The following is a 25,175-nucleotide window of genomic DNA, read 5'->3' on the forward strand; positions in this document are numbered from 1 at the left end:
CAGCCCTTACTTTTGCAAAAAAAATATGCAAGCGCAGTTGAATGAGAGAATATCGCTTTCGCGAAAGCGATTACTACAACATCCTCTTTACAAATCTATAGAGACCACCGCTCACTTACAGACTTTTATGCAATCCCATATCTATGCGGTCTGGGATTTTATGTCGTTACTCAAAGCGCTCCAGCAGCAACTGACCTGTACCATCTTACCCTGGCAACCGGTAGGCAACCCACAATTGCGATACCTTATTAACGAAATAGTATTAGCCGAAGAAACTGACGAAATAGGAGAAGGACAGCGCATGAGTCATTATGAAATGTATCTCGACGCAATGCAGGCAGCAGGAATTGAAACGTCTGAGCTAGAGTCTCAAATTAGCAGCTGGAAAAGTGTTTCTCAAGTATTGAACCTCACCCAAGGCTCTGAGTTACCGGAACATATTAGCCAATTTTTAAACACCACGTTTAGCGTCATCCAGCGTGGAAAATCTCACGAGATTGCTGCAGCATTTACCTATGGTCGCGAGGATTTGATCCCAGAAATGTTTACGGAAATCATTGGAGGTTTGGAAGGCTCAGGAGTGGATATTGACTTGTCAAAAATAAAATATTATTTTGACCGTCATATTGAACTTGACGGCGATGAACATGGCCCTATGGCCCATCAAATGGTTGCCCTGCTGTGCGGCGATGATCCAGTAAAATGGAATGAAGTAATTACTGTAAGCCAGCAGGCTTTAGAAAGTCGTTACCAACTTTTTGATGGAATCTTAAAGGAAATAAAATCTTAACGGAATAGCAGGTTAAGGGGTATCTAATTGATCTCTGTAATCTTCTTTCTCAGTCATAGAGGAAATATCTACCACGCTCTTTATTTGAGGAGCGTGTTTTTTTATGGTCAATTCCACTCCAGATTTCAGGGTCATTTGATTCACATGACAGCCCACGCAGGTTCCTAACAAGCGAACTTTCACATCTTTGCCATCAGTAATAGAAACGAGTTCTATATCACCGCCATCCCGTTGTAAAAACGGGCGGATTTCTTCTAATCCTGCCTGTACTGCTACTTTAAGTTCGGTATCGTTCATTTATTTTTTATTCACTGGACTACATCCTGCCATCGTTGTAATTTTTACAGCCTCTGTAGGAGGCATGTTTTCATTACGCCTTACCGTTTCAGTTACCACATTACGGGTAATATCGATAAAGGATTTTTCTATATCAGTTCCATCCTGCATGGCTGCCGGACGGCCCACATCTCCTGCCTCACGTATACTTTGAATCAATGGAAGCTCACCTAAGAAAGGGATGTTTAGATCTGCCGCTAAATTACGAGCACCATCCTTACCGAAGATATGGTATTTATTTTCTGGAAGTTCTGGTGGAATGAAGTACGCCATATTTTCAATGATACCCAAAACTGGTACATTAATGCTTTCTTGCTGGAACATCGCTACACCTTTACGCGCATCAGCTAATGCTACATTTTGAGGAGTGCTTACCACTACCGCTCCTGTTAAAGGAAGCGCTTGCATGATACTCAAGTGAATGTCTCCGGTACCTGGAGGTAAATCTACCAGAAGAAAATCAAGCTTACCCCAGTCGGCATCAAAAATCATTTGATTCAATGCCTTGGAGGCCATAGGCCCACGCCATACCACTGCCTGGTCTAGTTTTGTGAAAAAACCTATAGATAGAATTTTTACCCCATAACTTTCTACGGGTTTCATTTTTGATTTCCCGTCTACATTCACTGACAAAGGTCTTTCATTCACTACATCAAACATAATCGTCGCTGATGGCCCGTAGATGTCAGCATCTAATAAGCCTACTTTGAAGCCCATTTTTGCCAGGGTGACCGCAAGATTTGCAGTAACTGTAGATTTACCTACACCGCCTTTACCAGATGCGACTGCAATAATATTATCGATTCCTGGAATAGGTTTACCTTTTATTTCAGGAGCCTTATTTTCATTAACCGGTGCTTCTACTTTTAAGTTGACCTTGATTTGCGCTTTCTCATAAACTTCTTTATGAATGGCTTGCATTATGGACACTTCTGTCTTCTTCTTAGCTTGTAAACTTGGATTATTAATAGTGATATCTACTATTACTTCTTCGCCAAAAACAAGAACATTTTTTACCGCACCGCTTTCTACCATATTCTGGCCTTCACCAGGAACTGAAATGGTTTCTAAAGCTTTAAGGACGTCTTTCTTTTCTATCTTCATTTTACAATCAATTGGCACAAAGATAAGGTCTAGACTTGCGTATTGAAAATCATTCTAAATTATTAAATTGAATTGTAAACAAATCAACTTAAGTTATAAAAAGTTAAAATTTATCTGGATTCGTAGTTTTTTAATAATTCTTAATCTAATTCAGTAACTTACTGGTTCGGTTTTTAAATGTTTCATTATGGGGATCAAAAGTTTTATGGGCCGCAGGTCTGAAGAGAAGGTAGATAAGCGCGAGTCTATACGAGTTCGTGATTATATGAAGCGCAAACTGATCACATTTACCGTCGATCAGAATATCAATGAAGTCATGGAAACCATTTTGAAGCAACGCATTACCGGTGGACCCGTTGTGGATGATCAAAAAAATCTTATTGGAATCATCAGTGATACTGATTTAATGCAAGTCATAGGAGATAGTAGATACCACAACATGCCTGTGGGAGATAAAACTGTAGCAGATTATATGAGTCATCAAGTCTCCACAATAGACGCGGAAGCGGATATATTTGATGCTGCCGCTCGCTTTTTAAAAACAGGCCATCGCCGTTTCCCAGTTATCGAAGACGGGAAACTAATTGGCCAAATTTCAAGAATGGATGTCATCATCGCTGCTTCTAATCTTAAGAAAAATCACTGGAGGTAATTAGTAGTTGATTTCTAAAATTTTTAATTTCTGGATTTCATTTCCCAACTTAAATTCTACTACATCTTCTTTTTTAGCACCTGCTAGAGCTTTAGCAATAGGAGTTGTAAAAGCGATTTTGCCTTTGGACACATCTGCTTCATCAACACCCACAATGCTTATTACCTGAGTCAACATAGCTGCCATATTTTTATACTTGACCTGTGCACCAAATCGCACTTCATCTTGTGCTTGATCTTCAGGGTTTATAATACGAGCAGAAGCTATTCTCTCTTTCAGTAATTTAATCTTGCCGTGAATCATATTTTGCTCACGACGCAAATCGATTTCATTTTCAATTTCTAAGTTTCCGTATTGTTTTTCTAGAAGACTAGATTCTTCTTGTAATTCTTCAAATCCCACTGGAGTAACATAGTTGATCACACCATCGGGAAGTATCGCTCTAGGTGGTATTACTAGTGGCTCTTCTTGATCTCCTTCTTTTACAAATCCTCTACTCATATCGCATAGGTTTTAAGGACATGAATGCTAGTGTATTGTAATGCCTTTTGATCTGTAGCCTCTAAATCAATGAACGGCGCTACTCCAGCTTTCTCTGCCTCTAACCAGCGATTGACACAAAGGCACCATTTATCTCCTGGTTTCAAACCTGGAAATTGATACGCTGGTATAGGGGTAGACAAGTCGTTTCCTTTAGATTTTGTGTAATCCAAAAACTCTTCCGTCATGACCGCACATACTACGTGAGTTCCTGTATCTGCTGGAGAGGTTCTACAATAGCCGTCCCTGTAAAATCCAGTCATAGGATCAGTACAGCAACCAATTAATTTTTCACCAAAAACATTTTTCACATCATTCATTTAAACAGCTTATTAGAAGTGTTATTGAATATACTTATTAGATTTTTTTAAAGACCTAACTGTTCCATAAACTTCAGAGTTCGTCTGCAAGTAACTTCAAAAGAATAGCCTCGACAGGTTGTCTAGGTCGTTTTCAGATTTAAAATCTCTCATTGATCCAGCTAGAAATGATGTCCAGCGTTGCAGGGTCAAAGGTTTCCTCGATCGTTGCATATTCACTGCCACTGCCGGTAATCGCATTTTGGAACAAATGGTTCAAACCTGGTCGTATTGTTATGGTGACGTCTGAGTTGTTCGCTTTCGCGAAAGCGGACTTCATACCAGGCAAATTAATTTCAGGAATCACTTGATAATCCAAAGATCCATTGAGCGCCAAAACAGGACAACTTACTTTCTCTAAATAAGGAGTTGGGTCGTAGGAAACAAAATATCGAAACCACGTATCGCTGAATTGAGAGGCTACTATTTGCGCATATTCAGACGTGTATTTAGATCCTAAATTCTCAGGTGCCGCATCTGCTTTAGTTTCAATGATCTCTAGAATAGCATCTTTAACCTCTTGATTGCTAGAGTCAGGAGTGTTTTTAATTTTTTCTAAGATCGCTTCCATAATCTCCATTTCGAGAGCCACAGCTTCTGGACTGGCTCCTTGAAACTCTACAGATTTTTGCATTTGTGGCAGCAACACATCAGTACCAGAAACTCCTGGTCCTGCAAGAGAGACGAAAAAGGCAATATCCTTAGGATTAGCGGCAATAACTATAGGCGCAATTAATCCGCCTTCACTGTGACCTATCAAACCTATTTTTTCAGGATCGATGTCATTGCGCGTTTTCAAAAAAGCTACCGCAGCCTCAACATCAGTAGCAAAATCTAAACTTGTAGCGTTGGCTTGTGTGCCTTCAGATTGCGCCACGCCGCGATCATCATATCTCAATACAGCAATCCCTTTCTTAGCGAGATGATCTGCAATGACAAGAAAAGGCTTGTGAAAAAAGAGTTGCTCATCCCGATCCTGAGGGCCCGAACCAGAAATCATGATCGCCACTGGGGGATTCTCAACATCAGCAGGCATGGTTAAAGTCCCGGCGAGTTTGATATTTCCAGCTTTAGGGTTTTCAAAAACTACATCTTCTACTTTATATGGAAAAGGTGCTTTGGGTTCTTGGGGTCTATCGGGCACAACTTCTTCATATGCTTTCTTTTCTAGAGTCATGGGTGCAGATCCAGGCCCTTGGGTGAAGGTTCCTTCAATTTTGCCATCTTTCAACTCTCCTACATATTTAATCTTATAGGCATCGAAAATTATAGTGATGAGTCCATCTTCAACCGTAGCACTGTCCATTTCGAAAAAGTTTTTAGACTGTTTCGGACTTTGCATTTTAGCGCTATAGCCATCTCCTAAGGGTGTAATTTCAAAAATAAGCGGCATGCCTTGAATGGAGCCCGTCCATGACCCTTCAAAAGCTTGTGCATGATTAAGGCATGAGAAAAAAAGGATGACCAGCCATAATGCGATGTTGAGTGTAGTTTTCATAGGTTGAGTTTTAAAGTTTTTCCAAAACTAGGAGACAGTTTCAAGCCACGGAAGTATATTATGACGAACGGTAAGCTGAAGATGACTAGCGGTTTTGTACGAGGGAATCACCCGGCCTTTTGAATTTGATGTTTTAAATCGGCTAATGGCTGTACTCCTGCACCTCGCCAGATTTGCTTGCCATTTTTAAAAATAAGGAATGCTGGAACACCGCGCACATTGAACTGGGCCGCAAGAGGCTGATTCTTATCCACATCTACTTTGATGATTTTCACTTGATCCCCTAGATCTTTTTTAAGTTCCTCTAACACAGGCATCATCGTCTGACATGGGCCACACCAGGTAGCATAAAAATCAACAAGCACTGGCACTTCCTGATCTACTATTTCACTGAACTTTGCCATAATGATAGTTTTTTACCAAATTACAAAATGTTCTATTTATGGATGAGTTATTAGAATGTCTTTTGTTTAGAAAGCATATTCTCCTGAAATGCCAATAGCACTAATCAAAACTTTATTTCTCTTTTCAACGTACACTTTTAGGCTCCAATTAGGATTCTATTGATTTCAAGGAGCCTGTAAAATATGTACCTTTACCTTGCTATGGAAGTACCACCACTAGAGGTTCAAATACAGACACTACCGCTATCTCCTGGAGTCTATTTGTATTTTGACAAGAACGACCGGCTCCTTTATGTAGGGAAAGCTAAAAAACTCAAAAAGCGAGTTTCCTCTTACTTTACGAAAAATCACGACAGCTATCGCATCAAGACGATGGTTCAAAAGATCTTTCGCATCGAGCACATCGTTGTTCAAACCGAGACAGATGCATTACTACTCGAGAATAGCTTGATCAAGTCCAGGTCTCCTAAATACAACATCATGTTGCGGGACGACAAAACTTATCCGTGGCTTTGTATCAAAAACGAACGCTTCCCTAGGATTTTCTTGACTAGAAAAATGATCAAGGATGGTAGTGAATATTTTGGACCTTATACCAGTGTTCGAACCGTGCGAACACTATTGGAATTAGTCAAATCCTTGTATCCAATTAGAACATGCAAATATGATTTACAGGAAGAAAAAATACAAGCAGGCAAATACAAGCTTTGCTTAGAATATCATATAGGAAATTGCAAGGGTCCTTGTGTTGCTCTTCAAACTGAAGCAGCATATAATAGAAATATCGAGGCTATTCGGAATATCGTAAAAGGAGATTTCAAAGATGCAGTGAACCATTTTCAAGGTTTAATGAAGGAAATGGCTTCTAACATGGAATTTGAAGAGGCTCAAATCATTAAGGATAAACTGGACATCCTGACCAGATATCAAGCAAAATCAACAGTAGTCAATCCTAATATCTCTAATGTTGACATTTTCACCATTGTTAGTGATGAGGCTGCAGGATATGTCAATTACATCCAAATCAATCATGGTTCCATAACCAGGTCGCACACCATGGAACTTAAGAAGCAGCTGGACGAGAGTGATAAAGAATTACTCCAACTCGCTATTGTCGAATTGCGTACCCGATTTGATTCTCAAAGCAAAGAAGTATACACTCAATTTGATGTGGATTTAGGAGAACATATTAAGGTGACCGTCCCTAAATTAGGAGATAAAAAACGTGTGGTCGAATTGTCAGAACGCAACGCAAAATTCTTCCGTCAAGAGCAGTTTAAAACAATTAAAATCGTAGATCCAGACCGTCATGTCAATAGATTAATGACCCAAATGAAAGCCGACTTGCGACTCGACGAGGAACCGCGTCATATGGAATGTTTTGACAATTCCAATATTCAAGGAACTAATCCTGTGGCCGCATGCGTTGTATTTAAAGATGGTAAGCCTAGCAAAAGTGATTACCGACATTTCAACATCAAAACTGTTGATGGTCCAGATGATTTTGCCAGTATGGAGGAAGTTGTTTATAGAAGATACCGGCGTTTACTAGAAGAAGATGAACCCTTACCTCAACTAGTCATCGTTGACGGTGGTAAAGGACAGTTGTCTAGCGGAGTCACCGCTTTGGAACGATTAGGTTTAAGAGGTAAAATTCCCATTATAGGAATTGCAAAGCGATTGGAAGAACTGTTTTATCCTAACGATCCCGTACCTTTATATTTAGACAAACGATCTGAAACGCTGAAAGTTATCCAGCAAATGCGTAACGAGGCGCACCGTTTCGGTATCTCGCATCATAGAAATAAGCGGAGCAAACAGGCGATAGAGACCGAGCTTGATGAAATACCTGGAATAGGTGAGAAAACAACAGTGGAGCTACTGCGTCATTTTAGGTCAGTCAAGAGAGTAAAAGAAGCTAGTAAACAAGAGTTAATCCCTATAGTTGGGACGAGTAAAGCACAGAGGATTATAGATTTTTACAAAGAGCACAGTGAATAGAATATTTCTTATGATAACGCTGGTTTTGATGGGGCAGTTTTGCCTATCACAAACTACGCCTGTCAAAGACTCCCTACTTCATTATGATGGCTCCCAAAAAATTGGTCTCGTTTTATCTGGAGGTGGTGCCAAAGGCTTAGCACATATAGGCACACTTAAGGTGATAGACTCTCTCGGTATTAAAATTGATTATATAGCAGGAACCAGCATGGGAGCCATTGTAGGTTCCCTATACGCCTCAGGTTATACCGGTCAACAAATAGATTCAATTTTCAAAGTCACTAATTTCAACAACATCATCTCTGACGAGATTCCTCGCAGTGCCAAAACATTTTATGAACGCCGTGAAAACGAGCGTTATGCAGTAACCCTACCCTTTGAAGATTTCAAAATCAAGCTGCCCAACTCCTTGAGTAAAGGTCAGAACGTTTATAATTTACTGTCTCAAGTTTTATCACACGTCAATGATGTGAATGATTTTACAAAACTTCCGATTCCCTTTTTCTGCCTCGCAACTGATATAGAAACAGGACAAGAAGTTGTTCTCGATTCTGGCTACTTACCCAGAGCCGTAAACGCCAGCGGAGCCTTACCGTCCCTATTTGCTCCCGTACAAATAGATAATAGAATGCTTATCGATGGGGGCGTTACGGATAATTACCCCATTGAAAAATTACGTGCCAAAGGCATGGATATCATCATAGGTGTGGACGTACAAGATGATTTTAAATCGCTCGATGAACTTACAGATGCTTTTAGCATACTGACTCAAATCAACAACTTTAGGACCATTAATGACATGAAGTTGAAGGCTCCAAAGACAGATATTTATATCCAACCCAATATTAAAAACTTTACCGTCATCTCATTTGACCAGGGAACCGCTATTGTTGAAAAAGGAAGAGTAGCAGCTCTGGCTCAAATAGGCTTGTTGAATCAATTATCTAATGCTGCTTATCAAAAGCCAAAACTAAAAACCGTCTCAAATGACCGTCTGTATTTGAGCAATATCAACATCAATGGTAATGAACGCTACACGAGGTCCTATGTGATTGGCAAATTTAAATTGACCACCCCAGGATTCACCACTTATGAAAACATCAAGAATGGTGTAAATAATCTACAAGCCACAAACAACTTCACTAAGATCAATTATGAGCTGATCCCTCATGAAGAAGGTCTAGAGCTTGACGTCACTGTAGAAGAATCGACTGTACGCAACTACTTAAGGCTTAGCTTACACTATGATGAATTGTTGCGCAGCGCAGCTTTAGTAAATCTTACCAGGAAAAACGTTCTCTTTAACAATGATGTAGTGTCTGCTGATTTTATTCTAGGTGACAATTTGCGCTATGTTGCAGATTATTACATCGATAAAGGAAATTACTGGTCCATTGGATTGCACAGCGAGTTCACTCAGTTTGAAAAAGATATTCCAACAAGCTTCATAAACTCCGTAACTGGAACTCTTCCCGTAGGTGTAAATAGTGTGGAGATCAACTATTATGATTGGACACAGCAGTTTTATTTACAAACCCGACTAGATAAAGGCTTCAATGTCATTGCGGGAGCAGAACTTAAATCTCTTGATATTTTTACGAATACTCTAGTTACAGGAAGCGTTACCGACAACCGCACTGATTTTGAAAACAGCACCACGGGCAGTATTTATGGTAAAGCGCTGTACGACACCTATGACAACAATTTCTTTCCCTCCTCTGGCTGGAAAGTAGACGCAGATTTTCACTTGTATTTATATAATGATGTACTTCAAGAAGATTTTAGTGAGTATTCTATCGCTCAACTACAAGTGGGGTATGCGAGAGCTTTCGGGAAATTTAGTTTAAGAGCAGAAGGACATGTTGGTATTTCCATCGGGAATCCTGAGACTTCATCGCTCGATTTCGTTTTGGGCGGTTATGGTGCTAGACGTATAAATAACCTTATTCCCTTTTACGGCTATGATTTTATAAGTTTAAGCGGGAACACCATGATGCGCAGCTTGTTTGAGCTGGATTACGAGATCTTCCGTAAAAACCATGTGGTGTTGAGTGCAAATTTTGCAAATCTGGACGACGATCTGTTTGAACAAGACGACTGGTACAGCAAGGCACGCTATTCTGGTTTTGCCGTTGGTTATGGTGTGGAGACCTTTTTGGGACCTTTAGAATTAAAATACAGCTTTAGCCCACAGCAAGATGACGGTGAGTTTTTTGTTAGGCTAGGTTTTAATTTTTAGAATTGTAAGAAGTCCGCTTTCGCGAAAGCGAAATACCACATCATCACCCTGCAAAATCAGTTAAAGAAATCACTGTATTTGAGTAATTGTAACATTTAACCTACAATCGCATCTAATTTATAGAGGTTCCTTATGGAATGGTCTAGAGAATTTCCGAAATTTACGTTCACAACACTACAGCTATGCCTTTTTATCATAAAATGGGAAAAATACCGCACAAGCGCCACACGGTCTTTAAAAAACCAGACGGCTCGCTGTATTACGAACAACTATTTGGAACCATAGGTTTTGATGGGATGTATACGAACTCGTATCACACACATCGCCCTACTATGGTTAAGGAAATACAAGGCAGTTATAGCGTTAAACCTGAAATTGCCCTTGAAAATCATTTAAAATCTTATCGCTTGAAAGGTTTTCAGGTACCACCGCAACCCGACTATCTGGATAGCAGAACGACGGCGCTGGTAAATAGCGATGTGGCTATTGTGCTGGCAGCACCTCAAGAATCTCTGAGAGATTATTTTTATAAAAATGCAGATTCTGATGAGTTGCTTTTTGTGCATCAAGGAACTGGAACCTTGAGAACCCATTTAGGAAGTCTTGAGTTTAAGTATGGAGATTATCTATTGATTCCTAGAGGTGTTATTTATCAAATTGATTTCGACACCCCTGTCAATCGATTTTTTATAGTAGAGAGTCGACGACCTATTTATACTCCTAAGAGGTATCGCAACGGGTTTGGTCAATTGTTAGAGCATTCACCGTTTTGTGAACGCGATTTGCGCAGACCAGAACAGTTGGAGACTCATGATGAAAAAGGAGAGTTTTTGATCAAGATTAAGAAACAAGACGAGATTTTTGAAATGGTCTATGCCTCCCACCCTTTTGATGTGGTAGGCTATGATGGCTACAACTACCCCTATGCGTTTTCCATTCACGATTTTGAACCTATAACTGGCCGCATTCACCAACCGCCGCCTGTCCACCAAACATTTGAGACGGATGCGTTTGTAGTATGTAGTTTTGTGCCGCGCAAATACGATTACCATCCGGACAGCATCCCTGCACCCTATAATCATAGCAATATTGACAGCGATGAAGTGTTGTATTATGTCGACGGAGATTTTATGAGTCGTAACGATATCGAGAAGGGGCATATTTCCCTTCATCCAGCAGGCATTCCACATGGGCCACATCCTGGTGCGGTGGAACGTAGTATAGGCCAAACAGAAACTGAAGAGCTGGCTGTAATGGTAGATACGTTTAAGCCATTAAAAGTAACTAAAGCAGGTCTCGCGATTGCTGATGATTCGTATCATAAAAGCTGGCTAGATCATAAATAACAACTATTAAAACTATCACATTGAACGAAATTCAAAACAAATTACCTGCAGATCCTGGAGCGATGATCCTGGGAATCATCGCTTTAATTATAAGTTTGATAGGCTGTTGTTGCGGCATTCTTGCCATTCCAACGGTTATTATGAGCATCATAGGACTGGTATGGGCAAACAAAAGTGTCAAGGCCTATAAAATGGCTCCTGACTCTTACAACCCAAGAAGTTACAGCAATGTAAAATCAGCAAAAATTGTCAACATCATTGCACTTGTGCTAAGCGTCATCGGTTTTGTAATTTCCTTGATTTGGTTCGGTACTGCTATGCTGGATCCAGAAGGGGTTTTCAAAAAACTAGAAAACGGAGATTTTAAAAGACAGATAGATGGTTTTGAAGATGACGGCGAGGTGGATGAAGAAATAGATACTTGGAAGTATGAAGATGCTGTGGACAGCACTCAGGTCAACCAAGAAGTGATTGAAGTGGAACAAGTGACTGACAGTATCTAAAAAAATGAAGATCAAAAAGTCTTTTTTAGCATTTCAAACCAGAGCCATGTGGTGATTGTAGAAATAAATCCGTTTCACAATTATTTCACCCTCAAAAATTCAATGCCATGCCTGCAGAAATCAAAAAATTAAAAGATCTAAAAAATACGGAATACAGCCTCAAGAAGTTATTCAATGAGGCCGAAGACTTTTTGCCTTTATTAGGAACAGACTACGTCGAGCTTTATGTAGGAAACGCAAAGCAAGCCGCGCATTTTTACAAAACAGCTTTCGGTTTCCAGTCCTTAGCCTATGCTGGATTAGAGACTGGGCTTAAAGACCGAGTTTCTTATGTTCTACAACAAGGTAAAATAAGATTAGTCCTTACCACTCCCTTGCAAAAAGGTGGCGAAATCAATAGACATATTGAAGAACATGGAGATGGTGTTAAAGTTGTTGCCTTGTGGGTAGAAGATGCGACTAAAGCGTTTGAGGAAACCACAAAAAGAGGAGCTAAACCTTTTCAGGAACCTACCAAAGAAACGGACGAGCATGGAGAAGTGGTCCGCTCGGGAATCTATACCTATGGAGAAACCGCACATACGTTTGTGGAACGCAAAAACTATAACGGCATTTTCTTACCTGGATTCAAGAAATGGGAATCTCATTACAACCCTGAGCCAGTAGGTTTAAAGTTTATCGACCATATGGTAGGTAACGTGGGCTGGGATGAAATGAATACCTGGTGTAAGTTTTATGGCGAGGTGATGGGATTTGCCCAAATCATCTCCTTTGCAGATGATGATATAGCAACAGAATATACTGCGTTGATGAGCAAGGTAATGAGTAATGGTAATGGCCGTGTCAAGTTCCCTATCAACGAACCTGCAAAAGGAAAAAAGAAATCTCAAATTGAAGAATATTTAGATTTCTACAATGGGCCTGGAGTACAGCACATTGCCGTGGCTACAGATGATATCGTTAAAACAGTAAGCGCCATGAGGGATCGCGGTGTGGAATTTTTATATGTTCCAGATGAGTATTATGATGATTTGTTAGAGCGTGTAGGAGAAATTGATGAAGATGTAGAAGTACTGAAGAAGCATGGCATTTTGATCGATCGCGATGAAGAAGGTTACTTATTGCAGTTATTTACAAAAACAATTGTCGACAGACCAACTATGTTCATTGAAGTTATTCAGCGTAAAGGCGCTCAGTCTTTCGGAGTAGGTAATTTTAAAGCATTGTTTGAGGCTATTGAAAGAGAACAAGCCCTGAGAGGCACATTATAAAAAATTGGAATAGGTTTTGTATTCCTATCGTAGAGGCAACTAAAAGGCGCCTTACCACAGTCATGAAACGAATTATACCAGTACTGCTCACATTGTTCACTATAAGCGTGGGCTTTGCTCCTGCTTATGAAACAGCCCCACAACGAGCTTATGCAGATGGGGAGTGGTTTAAATTCCGCATACACTATGGGATGTTTAATGCGAGTTATGCGACGCTAGAGGTTAAGGATACAAAGCTTAACGGTAAAAAAGTATATCATTTAAAAGGTAAAGGAAAATCCACAGGATTGATGCACTTGTTTTTTGAAGTCAATGATCGCTATGAAAGCTATATTGATAAAGAAACTGGAGCACCTTATAGATTTATACGGGATATAGATGAAGGTGGTCATACCAAGGATATTCAAATCGATTTTGATCATGCCACAAAAGTTGCTACGATCAACAACAAGAAGCGCAAGGAAATAACTCAAATGAGCATCAAACCAGGGACTCAAGATATGATCTCTGCATTTTATCATTTGCGCAATATTGTGGATGCCACCAAACTGAAAAAAAATGATGAATTCATCGTTCCTATGTTTTTTGATAACGAGAATTATGATTTCAAAATGAAATTTTTAGAGCGCGAAGTGGTTCGTACTAAATTTGGAAAAATCAATGCGCTCAAATTCCGTCCCTATGTTCAATCCGGTCGTGTTTTTGAAGAAGAAGAAAGTCTGACCGTATGGATTAGCGATGATGAGAATAAATTGCCTCTTAAAATTCAGGCAAAGCTAGCCGTGGGATCTTTGACTGCAGACCTAGACGCTTTTAAAGGCTTGAGTCATTCTTTTAAAAAGATTGCCGATTAACTAAAGCTTTGCCCATTTGTGGTAAATAGCAGCGGATTAAACTCGCAATTCGCTCAGGTTGTTTATTTTTGGGGCAATCTTAACATACATTAATGTCGGACCAGATATCCCCTGAAATCGCGGAACGTATCCATTTGCTAGAAAAGAAGTTTAAAAACTCTGGGCAGGACATGCTTTCTTATCTTGATGGGCTGCTCTACGACCAGTACATAACTTACTGGGACTACATACGTCTTGACACCTTATTAAGCCTTCAAGTACCATCCACGTCTTTTCCTGACGAGATGATTTTTATAGGCTACCATCAGATTACAGAGCTTTATTTCAAATTGGTCATTCACGAGCAAATGCAGATCATAGAGCAAGAGCATTTGACCGGCACTTACTTTTTAGAGAAAATTCGACGCATCAACAGGTACTTCAATGTGATGATCAACAGCTTTGAGGTTATGATTAAAGGAATGGAGCGCGAGCAGTTTCTTAAATTCCGCATGTCTTTGCTGCCTGCTAGTGGCTTTCAAAGTGCGCAGTTCCGTATGATAGAGTTTTATTCGACAGACATGTTGAATCTTGTTCATTATGAGGAGCGAGCACGCTTTCGCGAAAGCGAAAAAACCAACAACATCCCAACACTTTTTGAAAATATCTACTGGAAACGTGGTGGGATTGACAAAGCAACTGGAGAAAAAACGCTTACACTAAAGCAATTTGAGAAGCGTTATACTCCTAGATTTTTAAGAATCGCAGAGCAAGTGAAGCATACTAATATTTATCAACGATACCTTTCCCTACCACCGGAAGAACAAATCCCGGAATTGAAGGAAGAACTACGCAACATGGATTTGAGCGTAAATGTGAATTGGTTATTGATGCATATGGGAGCAGCTCACCGCTATTTACGTAAAGAAGGTGGCGCTGTTAAAGCCACTGGAGGCACCAACTGGAAAGAATTTTTACCACCTAGTTTTCAAAAGATTTCATTTTTCCCAAGTTTATGGACTGATCAAGAACATGATGAATGGGGAAAACAATGGGTGGATCACTTATTTAATACAAAATAACAGAATGAAGAAATTAATAGCCCTTGCATTTACTGCATGCCTAATAGTCCTTACTTCCTGTAATGATAATGAAGAGACAAAAGACTTGGCTGTTTTAGAACAAATTAAAATTGCACCTGTTTATTTATACGGCTATGATTTGAATAACTATAATGTAGTTGAAGACACTGTTCAATCAGGGGCTACGTTTAATGACTTGATTGCGCCGCATCTGGTTCAAGGTCAAAGTGCTTATGAAGCTGCAATCACTATGGATTCTGTTTTCCCCCTGAGAAAGATCCAGGCTGGAAAACCCTATAAAATCATCAAACGCAAGGATAAAGCGGGAACTCCAGAGGCTTTTATTTATGAGGCAACTCGCATGGAGTATGTGCAACTCAAATTAACAGGCCAGCTAGAGGCAAAAGCAAATCAACATCCGTTAACCGTAAGACGTAAAACGGCATCTGGAGTAATTCACTCCACTCTTTCAGAGGCAATGGAAGAAGAAGGTCTAGGAATGAGCGCCATTTATGAATTAAGTGATATTTATAAATGGACCATCGACTTTTTCAAATTACAAGAAGGGGATAAGTTTAAAATGATCTATCAAGAGCGTTATATCAATGACTCTATATATGCTGGGATTGAAGCAATTGATGTGGCCGTATTTGAAACTGGCGGTAAACCGTATTACGCATTTGATTATGTAACTGATAGTATCAAGGGGAAAAGAGATTATTACAGTGATAAAGGAACGACTTTAAGAAATTTCTTCCTAAAGGCACCCGTAAATTATACGCGTATCTCTAGTAGGTACAGCGGTAACCGCTTTCACCCAGTTCAAAAACGATGGAAAGCTCATAGAGGTACAGACTACGCCGCTGGTTATGGAACACCTATCGTTTCTACTGCAAATGGTGTGGTTACTAAGTCTGGTTATACTAGAGGTAATGGAAACTATGTAAAAGTACGCCACAATGGAACCTATGAGACCCAGTACCTGCACATGACTAAAAGACTGGTTAAAGTGGGACAAAGTGTTGCGCAGGGACAAACCATTGGTACTGTGGGAAGCACAGGACTCGCTACAGGACCGCACGTATGCTACAGATTTTGGGTAAATGGAGTACAAGTAGATCCCTACAAACAAAACCTGCCTAGTGCAGATCCATTACCTAAAGATCAAATGTCGCTATTCCAAAAACACATTGAGCCTTTAAAAGCTGAAATCGACAACCTACCTTACAAAGACACTGCAGCAGTTTTATGAAAAATGTAAATCCAACCGAAACAAATTCATGGAACATTCTAAAAGAACACTACCGGAATCTCAAAAACTTTGATTTAAAGGAGGCTTTTGCTGGAAACCCTTCTAGAGCAGAGAACTTCACATTAGTCGATGATGATTTTTATGTAGATCTTTCTAAGAACTTACTTACAACTGCCACTAGAGATGCATTGGTAGCCTTAGCGGAAGAGTGCCATTTATCTGAAGCAATGGACTCCTATTTTAACGGAGAGCCAATTAACCTTACAGAAGGTAGAGCAGTTTTGCACACCGCTTTAAGAACTCCTCTAGCTAAAGCAGATGACAAAGTGAAAAGCTTTGTGAAAGAAGCGCTTGAGAGTAAAAAGAAAATGTTTGATTATGTGGATCAAATACACAATGGTGATCTACTAGCATCAAATGGTGAAAAGTTTGATACTGTCGTCAATATAGGCATAGGCGGGAGTGATTTAGGACCAGTGATGATCTATCAGGCGCTGGAGGCATACCAGAATAATTTGAAAGTTCATTTCGTTTCTAATGTTGAGGGAGATCATGTAGAAGAAGTCTTGAAAAAGATTCAGCCAGAAAGAACCTTATTCGTTATTGTTTCTAAATCTTTTGGAACTCAAGAAACACTTACCAACGCCACAACCATAAGAAATTGGTTTACCGGCAAGGTGAATGCGGAGGCTGTAAGCCAGCATTTTATAGCCGTAAGCAGTAATGTGGATCGTGCCACCGCATTCGGTGTGGACGAAAACAACATTTTCCCCATGTTTGATTGGGTAGGTGGTAGATTTTCCTTGTGGAGTACCGTGGGTATGTCCGTTGCGTTAGGAGTGGGAACTTCAAATTTTCAAGAATTGCTAGATGGCGCCCATAGCATGGACGTTCATTTTAAAGAAACCCCTTTACTAGAAAACATACCTGTACAGCTCGCACTATTAACCATTTGGTATAATAATTTCTTTAAGGCAGAAAGTGAGGCCGTGATTCCTTATACCCAATACTTACAAAAACTTCCAGCTTATTTGCAGCAAGCAATCATGGAAAGTAATGGTAAGAGCGTGGATAGAACTGGAGAATCTGTGGATTATCAAACCGGCAATATTGTTTGGGGAGAACCAGGCACTAACTCGCAACATGCTTTCTTCCAATTGATCCATCAAGGAACTAAGTTGATTCCTGCTCATTTTATCGCTTTCGCGAAAGCGAAATACCCACAGCCAGATCACCACAACAAATTAATGGCCAACTTCTTTGCACAAACAGAAGCCCTCATGAACGGCAAATCTGAGGAAGAGGTAAAAGCAGACCTTGATCAAACAGATCTCACTGAAATTGAAAAGAAAAGACTACAACCCTTTAAGGTATTTGCAGGTAACAAGCCGACGACGACAATTTTAATCGATGAATTATCCCCTAAAAGTATAGGAAAGTTAGTTGCGATGTATGAACACAAGATTTTTGTAGAAGGTGTTATATGGAATGTCTACAGTTATGATCAATGGGGTGTCGAACTAGGGAAAATTTTGGCAGATCGCATACTTGATGATATTGAACAACTTAAATCTGACGGTCATGACGCTTCTACCACCGCATTGCTTAAACAGTTTTATTCTAAATTATCTTAATCTAAACATTATCAACACCTTATAGTTGAAAAGTTACGAGTTAATTAATGTTAGCTTAATGTTGGAGAACTGTTAAACGACTTATTTTTGCACTAACCAAAAATTAAATCGTTTCAAAATGAACAAATCACTACAAATTTTCCTCTTTCTAGGAATAATTTTAAGCTCGATGGCTGCCATGGGACAAGGGGTTACTACCTCATCCATTAACGGTCGAGTATTAGAAGGAGAAAACCAGCCACTTTTGGGTGCTACCGTTATAGCGGTACACACTCCTACAGGAACTAAGTATGGTTCTGTAACTGACTTTGAAGGATACTACCGTATCAACAACATGCGCGTCGGTGGACCGTATAACATTACTATTACTTATGTAGGTAAACAAGATCTTGCCCTTACTGACATCTACTTACAACTAGGTGAGTCTGAGCAAATCAACGCTACACTTGCAGAATCTACAAATGCTCTTGATGAGATCGTCATCCAGGCACAACGTAATGGTATTTTTGACAGTAGTCAAACAGGACCTTCAACAAACATCTCTACTCGTGAGATTCAAGCACTTCCTACTGTAACTAGAGACATCTCAGATTTGTTGAGAAAAACACCTCAAGCTTCTGTTGGAGAAAATGGATCCATAAGTTTAGCTGGTGTGAACAACCGTTACAACTCCTTCTATATTGACGGCGCAGTAAGCAATGATGTTTTTGGACTTGCTGGATCTGGAACTAATGGTGGTCAGATAGGCGTTAACCCTATTTCTTTAGACGCTATTGAATCTTTCTCTGTAAACCTAGCTCCTTTTGACGTACGTCAATCTGGTTTTGCTGGTGGAGCGATCAATGCAATTACACGTTCTGGAACTAACACTTGGTCTGGATCTGCTTATGGATATTATAGAGATGAAAATCTAGCTGGTAAAACTCCAGGTGGGTTCAATGCTGAAGATAGAGAGAAATTAGATCCATTTACAGCTTCTCGAATAGGAGCACGTATTGGTGGACCTATCATTGAGGACAAATTGTTCTTCTTTTTGAACTATGAGCGTCAAGATGAAGAAAGCCCACGTTTCTTTGATGCAGCTGCATACAATGGAGACTCTAGCGTAACCGATATTCAGAACTTACGACAGAATTTGATCGATACTTTCAATTATAACCCAGGAGGTTTTGAAGATGGTACACAATCTTTAATTTCAGATACGTTTACTGCCCGTTTAGACTACAACCTTGATGATAAGAACACTTTTACTTTAAAGCATAACTACGTTAGTGGTGAATCTAACTCGCCTAGCCTAAGTAATGCAAACAACATCAACTTTGCGAATGCTGGTGTCTTGTTTCTATCTGAAACTAATAGTTCTACTTTTGAATGGAGAACTACCAATGGTTCTAATTTATCTAACAATTTAGTAATTGGGTACACTACAGTGAATGACGATAGAGATCCTATCGGGCGTAACTTCCCAAGAGTACAGATTGAAGATGGAAATAACGGGAGCATCACTTTAGGTTCTGAAGCTTTCTCTACTGGTAACATCCTAGACCAGACTTTATTCAATGTTACCAATAACTTTGAAATTCAATCGGGAGCTCACAATTTTACACTGGGTGCAAACTTTGAATATTTTGATGTAAGAAACGTTTTTGTTCGTCAAAACTTCGGTCAATACCAATTCTTGAGTCTTGCTGACTTCAACACTTATTTTGACAACAACCCTAATAACGATGTGGCTGCAGATGCGTATGACTATAGTTATTCATTATTAGACCCTGCAGGAACTACTGGAGATGATATTACAGCAGCGGCAGCAGCTTTTAATTATTCTCAATTAGGCTTCTACGCGCAAGATGCTTGGAACCTTACTGAAAACTTCCGTTTGACGTATGGTATTCGTGTAGATGTTCCTTATTTTGAAGATGGAACTGTAAATGATGATTTCAACACTAGAACGGTAGCTTTGCTTGAAGCAGCTGGTAAAGACTTGCAAGGTGCACGCGTTGGTAAACCAATCGCAAGCAGACTTCATGTTGCTCCACGTTTGGGAATCAACTGGGATGTTAAGGGTGATAACACAACACAGGTACGTGGTGGTATAGGAATCTTTACTTCTAGAATACCTTTAGTATGGCCAGGTGGTGCTTATAATAATAATGGTGTATCAGTTGGTTCTGTAGATGAAAGAGACTTCCCTAATAGAGAAGTATTCTTTAATGCTGATCCTAGCAACCAGCCTATTGGTAATGGTGCAGCTCCAGGAAGTGGAGAATTAGGTGGGCAGATTGATTTATTCGCTCCTGACTTTAAATTGCCACAACGCTTAAAATACAATATAGGTATTGATCAAAAATTAGGCGTATGGGGATTGATCGCATCAGCTGACTTCTTGTACAATGATGTTATCAACGATGTTACTTACCAAAACTTAAATACTGTAGGACCTATTGGAACTTTAAATGGTGCTGACAATCGTTTCTTCTACGGTAGAAATAGAATTGATGACACTTACAGCAACATTTATTTAGGAACTAATACAAATGACGGCTACTCCTATAATGCGACATTTACTTTAACTAAGCCTGTACAAAACGGATTTGGTGGTCAAGTGTCTTATACTTATGGTGATGGTGAAGCTGTATTTGAAGGAACTTCTTCTCAAAACAGCAGCCAGTGGAGAAATGTTTTGACTGTTAATGGTAAAAACACTGCAACGTTACAAAACTCTCAATTTGCAACAGGTCACCAGATCATTGCAAACGCCACTTATGACTTGACATGGAATGAAAACATTTCTACAACCTTTGGATTGTTCTACACTGGACAAAATGGTGGTCGTATATCTTACATCTATAATGAAGGAAGAGACTTATTAGGTGATGATTCACGTGATAATGCTTTGCTTTATGTTCCTGCTAACGCAAGTGAGATTAACCTTGTTCCTTTGACTAGAAATGGTGTAACCTTTTCTCCAGCAGAGCAGTATGCAGCTCTTGACCAATTCATTGAAAACGATGAGTACCTAAGAACGCGTCGTGGTCAGTATGCTGAGGCTAATGCAAGTCGTGCATCCTGGAACCACAGTATCGACTTGAAAATATTGCAAAACTTCTCTATCTACACAGGAGCAGATAAGCAGAATAAAAACACGTTACAACTTTCTGTTGACTTATTCAACGTGGCTAACTTGCTGAACAAAGACTGGGGTGAACGTACATTCGTTCCTGGATTTGGTGAAGTTGGTTTAGTTACTACAGAGAGAGGTGGTCCAAACCCAGAATTTACGTTTGATCCTACCTTCACTAATGATGACGTAGAAGTTATCGATGATGGTGGTACAAGATCTTCAAGATGGCAAGGTCAGATAGGTCTTAGATATATTTTCAACTAGAACCTTTCTTACATTAAGATTCAGAACCCGACTCAAACGAGTCGGGTTCTTTGTTTTTGGAGTATTTTTGTTGAAAGCAAAACGACCATGTACAACATTCTTAAAGCAGCTCACTCTGGCTGGGCATACCTTCTCTTATTAGTTCTAGTCATCGCAACCGTCAATGCGCTTATTGGCTTATTCGGTAAGAGAGAATTTGGAAATAGAGACTTTAGTTTTGCACTTATAGGGTTGATCGTTACACACATCCAGTTGTTGATAGGACTAGTTCTGTGGGCATTATCACCTTACTCCAGCGCACTTTTTTCAAATACCTCTGAGGTCATGGCGACTCCAGCACTACGCCTTTTAGCACTAGAGCACCCACTCATGATGATCATCGCAGTAGCCCTTTTGACGATAGGATATTCTAAACACAAAAAGAAAATCGTTAGCAATGGCAAATTCAAGATGTTAGCGATCTTTTATTCACTTGCTTTTATTGTCGTTCTCAGCCGCCTGCCTTGGTCTCAATGGATGTAGGAGAATGGAAATGAGTTCGCTTTCGCGAAAGCGAAAAACCAATCTATCTTAAATATAAAAAGAGTTTAAGTTGTTGCCGTAGTAGCTTGCTGCAATGGCATCACGGAATTCAAATGCTCAAATGCTTTATCAATAGATTTGATATGATCCATTTTGAGTAACAAGCGCATTCCACTTCTGGTTTGTTTTTGTTTCATTTGCATCTTACTGTCGCGATGACTCATGGATTGAATCAATTGACCAAACGTATCACTCTTGTAGAATCTGTGTTCTTGATCTGCAATGAAGTAACCAACAAATTGGCCTTGCTTCATAATAATCTTTTCTAGTCCCATACGGCTAGCAATCCACTTGACCTTGATACTAGTCAAGAGATCTTCCGCAGGATCTGGTAGCTCACCAAAACGGTCCAATAGCTCCTTACGGAACACCTCTAGTCCCGTTTCATTCTCAACATCATTCAGCTTTGAATACAATGCGAGTCGCTCTGTAACGCTGTTAATATAATCATCTGGGAATAACAGTTCAAAGTCTGTATCTATGGTTACATCGCTCACGTGCTTCTTGTTGGGCTGATCAGTGGTAGGGTACAAATCTTTAAATTCGTTTTCCTTTAACTCTTCTATCGCCTCACTTAAAATCTTTTGGTAGGTATCAAAGCCGATCTCGTTGATAAAACCACTCTGCTCTCCACCCAGAATATCTCCTGCACCACGTATCTCTAAATCCTTCATCGCGATGTTGAAACCGCTACCCAACTCTGAGAAACTTTCTACCGCTTGAATGCGCTTGCGGGCATCGTCCGTCATCATATCGTATGGCGGCGTGATGAAATAGCAAAAGGCTTTCTTGTTGCTTCGACCCACACGACCGCGCATCTGGTGCAAATCAGACAGTCCAAAGTTATTTGCATTATTGATGAAAATGGTATTTGCATTAGGAACATCCAATCCACTTTCAATAATCGTAGTACTAATCAATACATCAAACTCGCCGTTCATAAAAGCGAGCATGATGGATTCTAGTTTCTTCCCGTCCATTTGACCATGACCTATACCTATTTTGGCATCTGGCACTGATCGCTGAATCATACCTGCGACTTCCTTGATATTTTCAATGCGATTGTGCACAAAGAATACCTGGCCACCACGTGAAATCTCATAACTCACTGCATCCCTGATGGTTTCTTCTGAAAAACGAACCACGTGAGTTTCTATGGGGTGCCTGTTGGGTGGTGGTGTCTTGATAACACTTAAATCACGAGCCGCCATCAATGAGAACTGTAAAGTTCTGGGTATAGGTGTCGCTGTGAGGGTAAGCGTATCTATATTTTCTTTGAGTGTCTTTAACTTGTCCTTGACAGCCACACCAAATTTTTGCTCCTCATCAATAATGAGCAACCCAATATCCTTAAACTTAACAGATTTGCTCACCAGTTGATGCGTACCGATGACGATGTCAATAGACCCATTTGCTAGACCTTCTAAAACTTCTTTACGCTCTTTAGCGGTGCGGAATCGATTCAAATAGTCGACCCTCACCGGCATATCTGCAAGACGTTCCCTAAATGTTTTTGCATGTTGGAATGCTAGAATGGTCGTAGGTACTAGAACAGCGACCTGTTTACCATTGACCGCGGCCTTAAAGGCTGCTCGAATGGCAACTTCTGTCTTTCCAAAACCTACATCACCACACACCAATCGATCCATAGGGCGCTCGCTTTCCATGTCATTTTTGACATCTTGGGTCGCGGTACTTTGATCTGGCGTGTCTTCATAAATAAAGCTCGCCTCTAATTCGTTTTGAAGGTAACCGTCAGGTTCATATTGATAGCCTTTATTTGCCCTGCGTTTTGCGTATAGCTTGATCAGGTCAAAAGCGATTTGCTTAACTCTAGTTTTGGTCTTCGCTTTTAATTTTTTCCAGGCAGGACTTCCTAACTTATATATCTTAGGAACTTTTCCATCCTTAGCGGCGTATCTGGTGATTTTGTGTAACGAGTGAATCGATACGTACAAAATATCTCGCTCCCCATAAAAAAGTTTGATGGCCTCCTGCATCTTGCCATTGACATCAATCTTTTGTAGCCCGCCAAATTTCCCGATACCGTGATCAATATGAGTTACATAATCACCAATCTCGAGAGTGTTGAGTTCCTTTAAAGTAATCGCTTGCTTTTTAGCATAGCCATTTTTCAAATGGAACTTGTGGTAGCGGTCAAATATCTCATGATCTGTATAGCAAGCGATACGCAAGTCGTGATCAATAAATCCTTGATATAAAGTCATGATCACCGTTTCATAAGAAACATTAGCGCCCATATCATCAAAAATGTCCTTAAAACGTTTAGCCTGTTGTGCTGAACTACAAAATAGGATGGTTTTATATCCATCATCCTCGTTTTGTTTAAGGTTATCAATGAGTAATTCAAACTGCTTATTAAAAGAAGGCTGCGGTGCGGTGCGGTACACCACATCAGCATTACTTCCTGAAAACTCTACCGTATTAAAATCTGGTAGCTGACTTTTTAATAAATCAGACGTGCAAAAAATATCTTGAGGTTCCAGTTGCTTGATCTCACCTTGCAGATTCTTGTAGGCTATTTCCGCTTTCGCGAAAAGCGAATCCATCTTACCATACAGCATGTCCAGGTTTTGCGCAAAAACCACTGTTTTTGAAGATAGATATTTGAAGAAGCTCTCCCGCCGCTCATCGGAATGCTTGTTCTCTACATTTGGAATGATGCTTATTTTTTTGATCTTGTCTTGCGAGAGTTGCGATTCTACATCAAAAACTCTAATAGAATCAATCTCGTTACCAAAAAACTCTATCCGGTAAGGCTCATCATTTGAAAATGAGAACACATCTAAAATACCGCCGCGCAAAGAAAACTCTCCTGGCTCTGTTACAAAATCAACCCGTTTAAAAGCGTATTCAAACAATACTTCATTAGCAAAGTCGATGGAGATCTGGTCTCCTACAGCTATTTTCAATGTGTTTTTCTCCAGCTCTTTACGAGTAACCACTTTCTCAAATAGGGCTTCTGGATAAGTAACTATGATCGCTGGCTTCTTGCGCGAATTGATACGATTCAACACCTCAGCACGTAGCAGGACATTAGCGTTATCTGTATTTTCAATCTGATAAGGCCTTCTATAGCTACCTGGGTAAAACAAAACATCTTTCTCCCCCACCATTTTCTCCAGATCATTCAGGTAGTAAGCCGCCTCTTCTTTATCATTTAGAATGAGAAGAAATGGCTTTTCTGAATCATTGAAAAGGTTTTTTAATATGAAGGAAAGCGAGCTTCCTACTAAACCTTGAACCCTTAAAGATCCTTGAGGTAATTCCACATGCTCCTTAAGGCGAACCGTGTTGACTGCCTTTGCGTAAGCTTCAATGATTTCTGGATATCCCAAAA

General features: G+C 39.9%; 20 protein-coding genes. 13 read left to right on the forward strand and 7 right to left on the reverse strand.

The window, feature by feature from the left end; all coding sequences use genetic code 11:
- Positions 1-25: 25 nt before the first annotated feature.
- Positions 26-790: a DUF3050 domain-containing protein gene (locus tag NMS_RS02650; protein ID WP_041495267.1), complete on the forward strand. Its 765-nt coding sequence runs from the start codon at positions 26-28 to the stop codon at positions 788-790.
- 12 nt (positions 791-802) lie between these two features.
- Here the strand turns inward: NMS_RS02650 and NMS_RS02655 are convergent, their stop codons facing one another.
- On the reverse strand, positions 803-1,087 hold the full coding sequence (locus NMS_RS02655) for a NifU family protein (RefSeq protein ID WP_041495268.1): 285 nt from the start codon (positions 1,085-1,087) through the stop codon (positions 803-805).
- Entirely contained in the window at positions 1,088-2,230 is a 1,143-nt protein-coding gene (locus NMS_RS02660) for an Mrp/NBP35 family ATP-binding protein (RefSeq protein ID WP_041495269.1), read from the reverse strand.
- Positions 2,231-2,417: 187 nt separating this feature from the next.
- Between NMS_RS02660 and NMS_RS02665 the strand changes: the two genes are divergently transcribed.
- Positions 2,418-2,882: a CBS domain-containing protein gene (locus tag NMS_RS02665; RefSeq protein ID WP_041495270.1), complete on the forward strand. Its 465-nt coding sequence runs from the start codon at positions 2,418-2,420 to the stop codon at positions 2,880-2,882.
- Here the strand turns inward: NMS_RS02665 and NMS_RS02670 are convergent, their stop codons facing one another.
- The 4 genes from NMS_RS02670 to trxA all read right to left on the reverse strand — a co-directional run bounded on the left by NMS_RS02670 (position 2,883) and on the right by trxA (position 5,683).
- Entirely contained in the window at positions 2,883-3,383 is a 501-nt protein-coding gene (locus NMS_RS02670) for a GreA/GreB family elongation factor (protein WP_041495271.1), read from the reverse strand.
- Positions 3,380-3,742, reverse strand: a complete 363-nt coding sequence (locus NMS_RS02675) for a DUF2237 family protein (RefSeq protein WP_041495272.1) — start codon at positions 3,740-3,742, stop codon at positions 3,380-3,382. Before NMS_RS02675 ends, NMS_RS02670 begins: the two co-directional genes overlap by 4 nt.
- 139 nt (positions 3,743-3,881) lie before the next feature.
- Positions 3,882-5,279, reverse strand: a complete 1,398-nt coding sequence (locus NMS_RS02680) for an alpha/beta hydrolase family protein (RefSeq protein ID WP_041495273.1) — start codon at positions 5,277-5,279, stop codon at positions 3,882-3,884.
- 107 nt (positions 5,280-5,386) lie between these two features.
- Positions 5,387-5,683 carry a thioredoxin gene (gene trxA / locus NMS_RS02685; protein WP_041495274.1) on the reverse strand — a complete coding sequence of 99 codons (297 nt, stop codon included), beginning with the start codon at positions 5,681-5,683 and terminating at the stop codon, positions 5,387-5,389.
- Between the two features lie 201 nt (positions 5,684-5,884).
- On the opposite strand from trxA, the gene uvrC reads away from it, so the two are divergent.
- The 11 genes from uvrC (at position 5,885) to NMS_RS02740 (ending at position 21,754) form a co-directional block, all read left to right on the forward strand.
- On the forward strand, positions 5,885-7,684 hold the full coding sequence (uvrC, locus tag NMS_RS02690; protein WP_041497403.1) for an excinuclease ABC subunit UvrC: 1,800 nt from the start codon (positions 5,885-5,887) through the stop codon (positions 7,682-7,684).
- Positions 7,685-7,694: 10 nt separating this feature from the next.
- A complete protein-coding gene (locus tag NMS_RS02695) occupies positions 7,695-9,923 on the forward strand; it encodes a patatin-like phospholipase family protein (protein ID WP_041495275.1) in 2,229 nt (742 codons plus the stop codon).
- Between the two features lie 182 nt (positions 9,924-10,105).
- Positions 10,106-11,269: a homogentisate 1,2-dioxygenase gene (locus NMS_RS02700; RefSeq protein WP_041495276.1), complete on the forward strand. Its 1,164-nt coding sequence runs from the start codon at positions 10,106-10,108 to the stop codon at positions 11,267-11,269.
- Between the two features lie 20 nt (positions 11,270-11,289).
- Positions 11,290-11,772 carry a CCC motif membrane protein gene (locus NMS_RS02705; RefSeq protein WP_041495277.1) on the forward strand — a complete coding sequence of 161 codons (483 nt, stop codon included), beginning with the start codon at positions 11,290-11,292 and terminating at the stop codon, positions 11,770-11,772.
- Positions 11,773-11,879: 107 nt separating this feature from the next.
- Positions 11,880-13,043: a 4-hydroxyphenylpyruvate dioxygenase gene (hppD, locus tag NMS_RS02710; protein ID WP_041495278.1), complete on the forward strand. Its 1,164-nt coding sequence runs from the start codon at positions 11,880-11,882 to the stop codon at positions 13,041-13,043.
- A 62-nt stretch (positions 13,044-13,105) separates the two neighbouring features.
- Entirely contained in the window at positions 13,106-13,897 is a 792-nt protein-coding gene (locus tag NMS_RS02715) for a DUF3108 domain-containing protein (protein WP_041495279.1), read from the forward strand.
- A 92-nt stretch (positions 13,898-13,989) separates the two neighbouring features.
- On the forward strand, positions 13,990-14,958 hold the full coding sequence (locus NMS_RS02720; RefSeq protein ID WP_041495280.1) for a tryptophan 2,3-dioxygenase family protein: 969 nt from the start codon (positions 13,990-13,992) through the stop codon (positions 14,956-14,958).
- A 4-nt stretch (positions 14,959-14,962) separates the two neighbouring features.
- The gene (locus tag NMS_RS02725; RefSeq protein WP_041497405.1) at positions 14,963-16,210 is read left to right on the forward strand and encodes a M23 family metallopeptidase; all 1,248 of its coding nucleotides are present in this window, start codon (positions 14,963-14,965) and stop codon (positions 16,208-16,210) included.
- Complete coding sequence (gene pgi / locus NMS_RS02730; protein WP_041495282.1) at positions 16,207-17,844, forward strand: glucose-6-phosphate isomerase; 1,638 nt, start codon at positions 16,207-16,209, stop codon at positions 17,842-17,844. Before NMS_RS02725 ends, pgi begins: the two co-directional genes overlap by 4 nt.
- Before the next feature lie 118 nt (positions 17,845-17,962).
- Positions 17,963-21,232 carry a TonB-dependent receptor gene (locus NMS_RS02735; protein ID WP_041495283.1) on the forward strand — a complete coding sequence of 1,090 codons (3,270 nt, stop codon included), beginning with the start codon at positions 17,963-17,965 and terminating at the stop codon, positions 21,230-21,232.
- Between the two features lie 87 nt (positions 21,233-21,319).
- Positions 21,320-21,754, forward strand: a complete 435-nt coding sequence (locus tag NMS_RS02740) for a hypothetical protein (RefSeq protein WP_041495284.1) — start codon at positions 21,320-21,322, stop codon at positions 21,752-21,754.
- Between the two features lie 65 nt (positions 21,755-21,819).
- On the opposite strand, the gene mfd is transcribed toward NMS_RS02740, so the two are convergent.
- Positions 21,820-25,173, reverse strand: a complete 3,354-nt coding sequence (gene mfd / locus NMS_RS02745; RefSeq protein WP_041495285.1) for a transcription-repair coupling factor — start codon at positions 25,171-25,173, stop codon at positions 21,820-21,822.
- Positions 25,174-25,175 lie beyond the last annotated feature (2 nt).

This window comes from Nonlabens marinus S1-08 (genome assembly GCF_000831385.1).
In the GTDB taxonomy this organism is placed as follows: domain Bacteria; phylum Bacteroidota; class Bacteroidia; order Flavobacteriales; family Flavobacteriaceae; genus Nonlabens; species Nonlabens marinus.

Coding starts and splice junctions, on each gene's coding strand:
- NMS_RS02720 (WP_041495280.1), top strand. CDS start 13,990: ATGTCGGACCAGATATCCCCTGAAATCGCGGAACGTATCCATTTGCTA.
- hppD (WP_041495278.1), top strand. CDS start 11,880: ATGCCTGCAGAAATCAAAAAATTAAAAGATCTAAAAAATACGGAATAC.
- NMS_RS02665 (WP_041495270.1), top strand. CDS start 2,418: ATGGGGATCAAAAGTTTTATGGGCCGCAGGTCTGAAGAGAAGGTAGAT.
- uvrC (WP_041497403.1), top strand. CDS start 5,885: ATGGAAGTACCACCACTAGAGGTTCAAATACAGACACTACCGCTATCT.
- pgi (WP_041495282.1), top strand. CDS start 16,207: ATGAAAAATGTAAATCCAACCGAAACAAATTCATGGAACATTCTAAAA.
- NMS_RS02650 (WP_041495267.1), top strand. CDS start 26: ATGCAAGCGCAGTTGAATGAGAGAATATCGCTTTCGCGAAAGCGATTA.
- NMS_RS02735 (WP_041495283.1), top strand. CDS start 17,963: ATGAACAAATCACTACAAATTTTCCTCTTTCTAGGAATAATTTTAAGC.
- NMS_RS02725 (WP_041497405.1), top strand. CDS start 14,963: ATGAAGAAATTAATAGCCCTTGCATTTACTGCATGCCTAATAGTCCTT.
- NMS_RS02695 (WP_041495275.1), top strand. CDS start 7,695: ATGATAACGCTGGTTTTGATGGGGCAGTTTTGCCTATCACAAACTACG.
- NMS_RS02740 (WP_041495284.1), top strand. CDS start 21,320: ATGTACAACATTCTTAAAGCAGCTCACTCTGGCTGGGCATACCTTCTC.
- NMS_RS02675 (WP_041495272.1), bottom strand. CDS start 3,742: ATGAATGATGTGAAAAATGTTTTTGGTGAAAAATTAATTGGTTGCTGT.
- trxA (WP_041495274.1), bottom strand. CDS start 5,683: ATGGCAAAGTTCAGTGAAATAGTAGATCAGGAAGTGCCAGTGCTTGTT.
- NMS_RS02660 (WP_041495269.1), bottom strand. CDS start 2,230: ATGAAGATAGAAAAGAAAGACGTCCTTAAAGCTTTAGAAACCATTTCA.
- NMS_RS02670 (WP_041495271.1), bottom strand. CDS start 3,383: ATGAGTAGAGGATTTGTAAAAGAAGGAGATCAAGAAGAGCCACTAGTA.
- NMS_RS02680 (WP_041495273.1), bottom strand. CDS start 5,279: ATGAAAACTACACTCAACATCGCATTATGGCTGGTCATCCTTTTTTTC.
- NMS_RS02715 (WP_041495279.1), top strand. CDS start 13,106: ATGAAACGAATTATACCAGTACTGCTCACATTGTTCACTATAAGCGTG.
- NMS_RS02655 (WP_041495268.1), bottom strand. CDS start 1,087: ATGAACGATACCGAACTTAAAGTAGCAGTACAGGCAGGATTAGAAGAA.
- NMS_RS02700 (WP_041495276.1), top strand. CDS start 10,106: ATGCCTTTTTATCATAAAATGGGAAAAATACCGCACAAGCGCCACACG.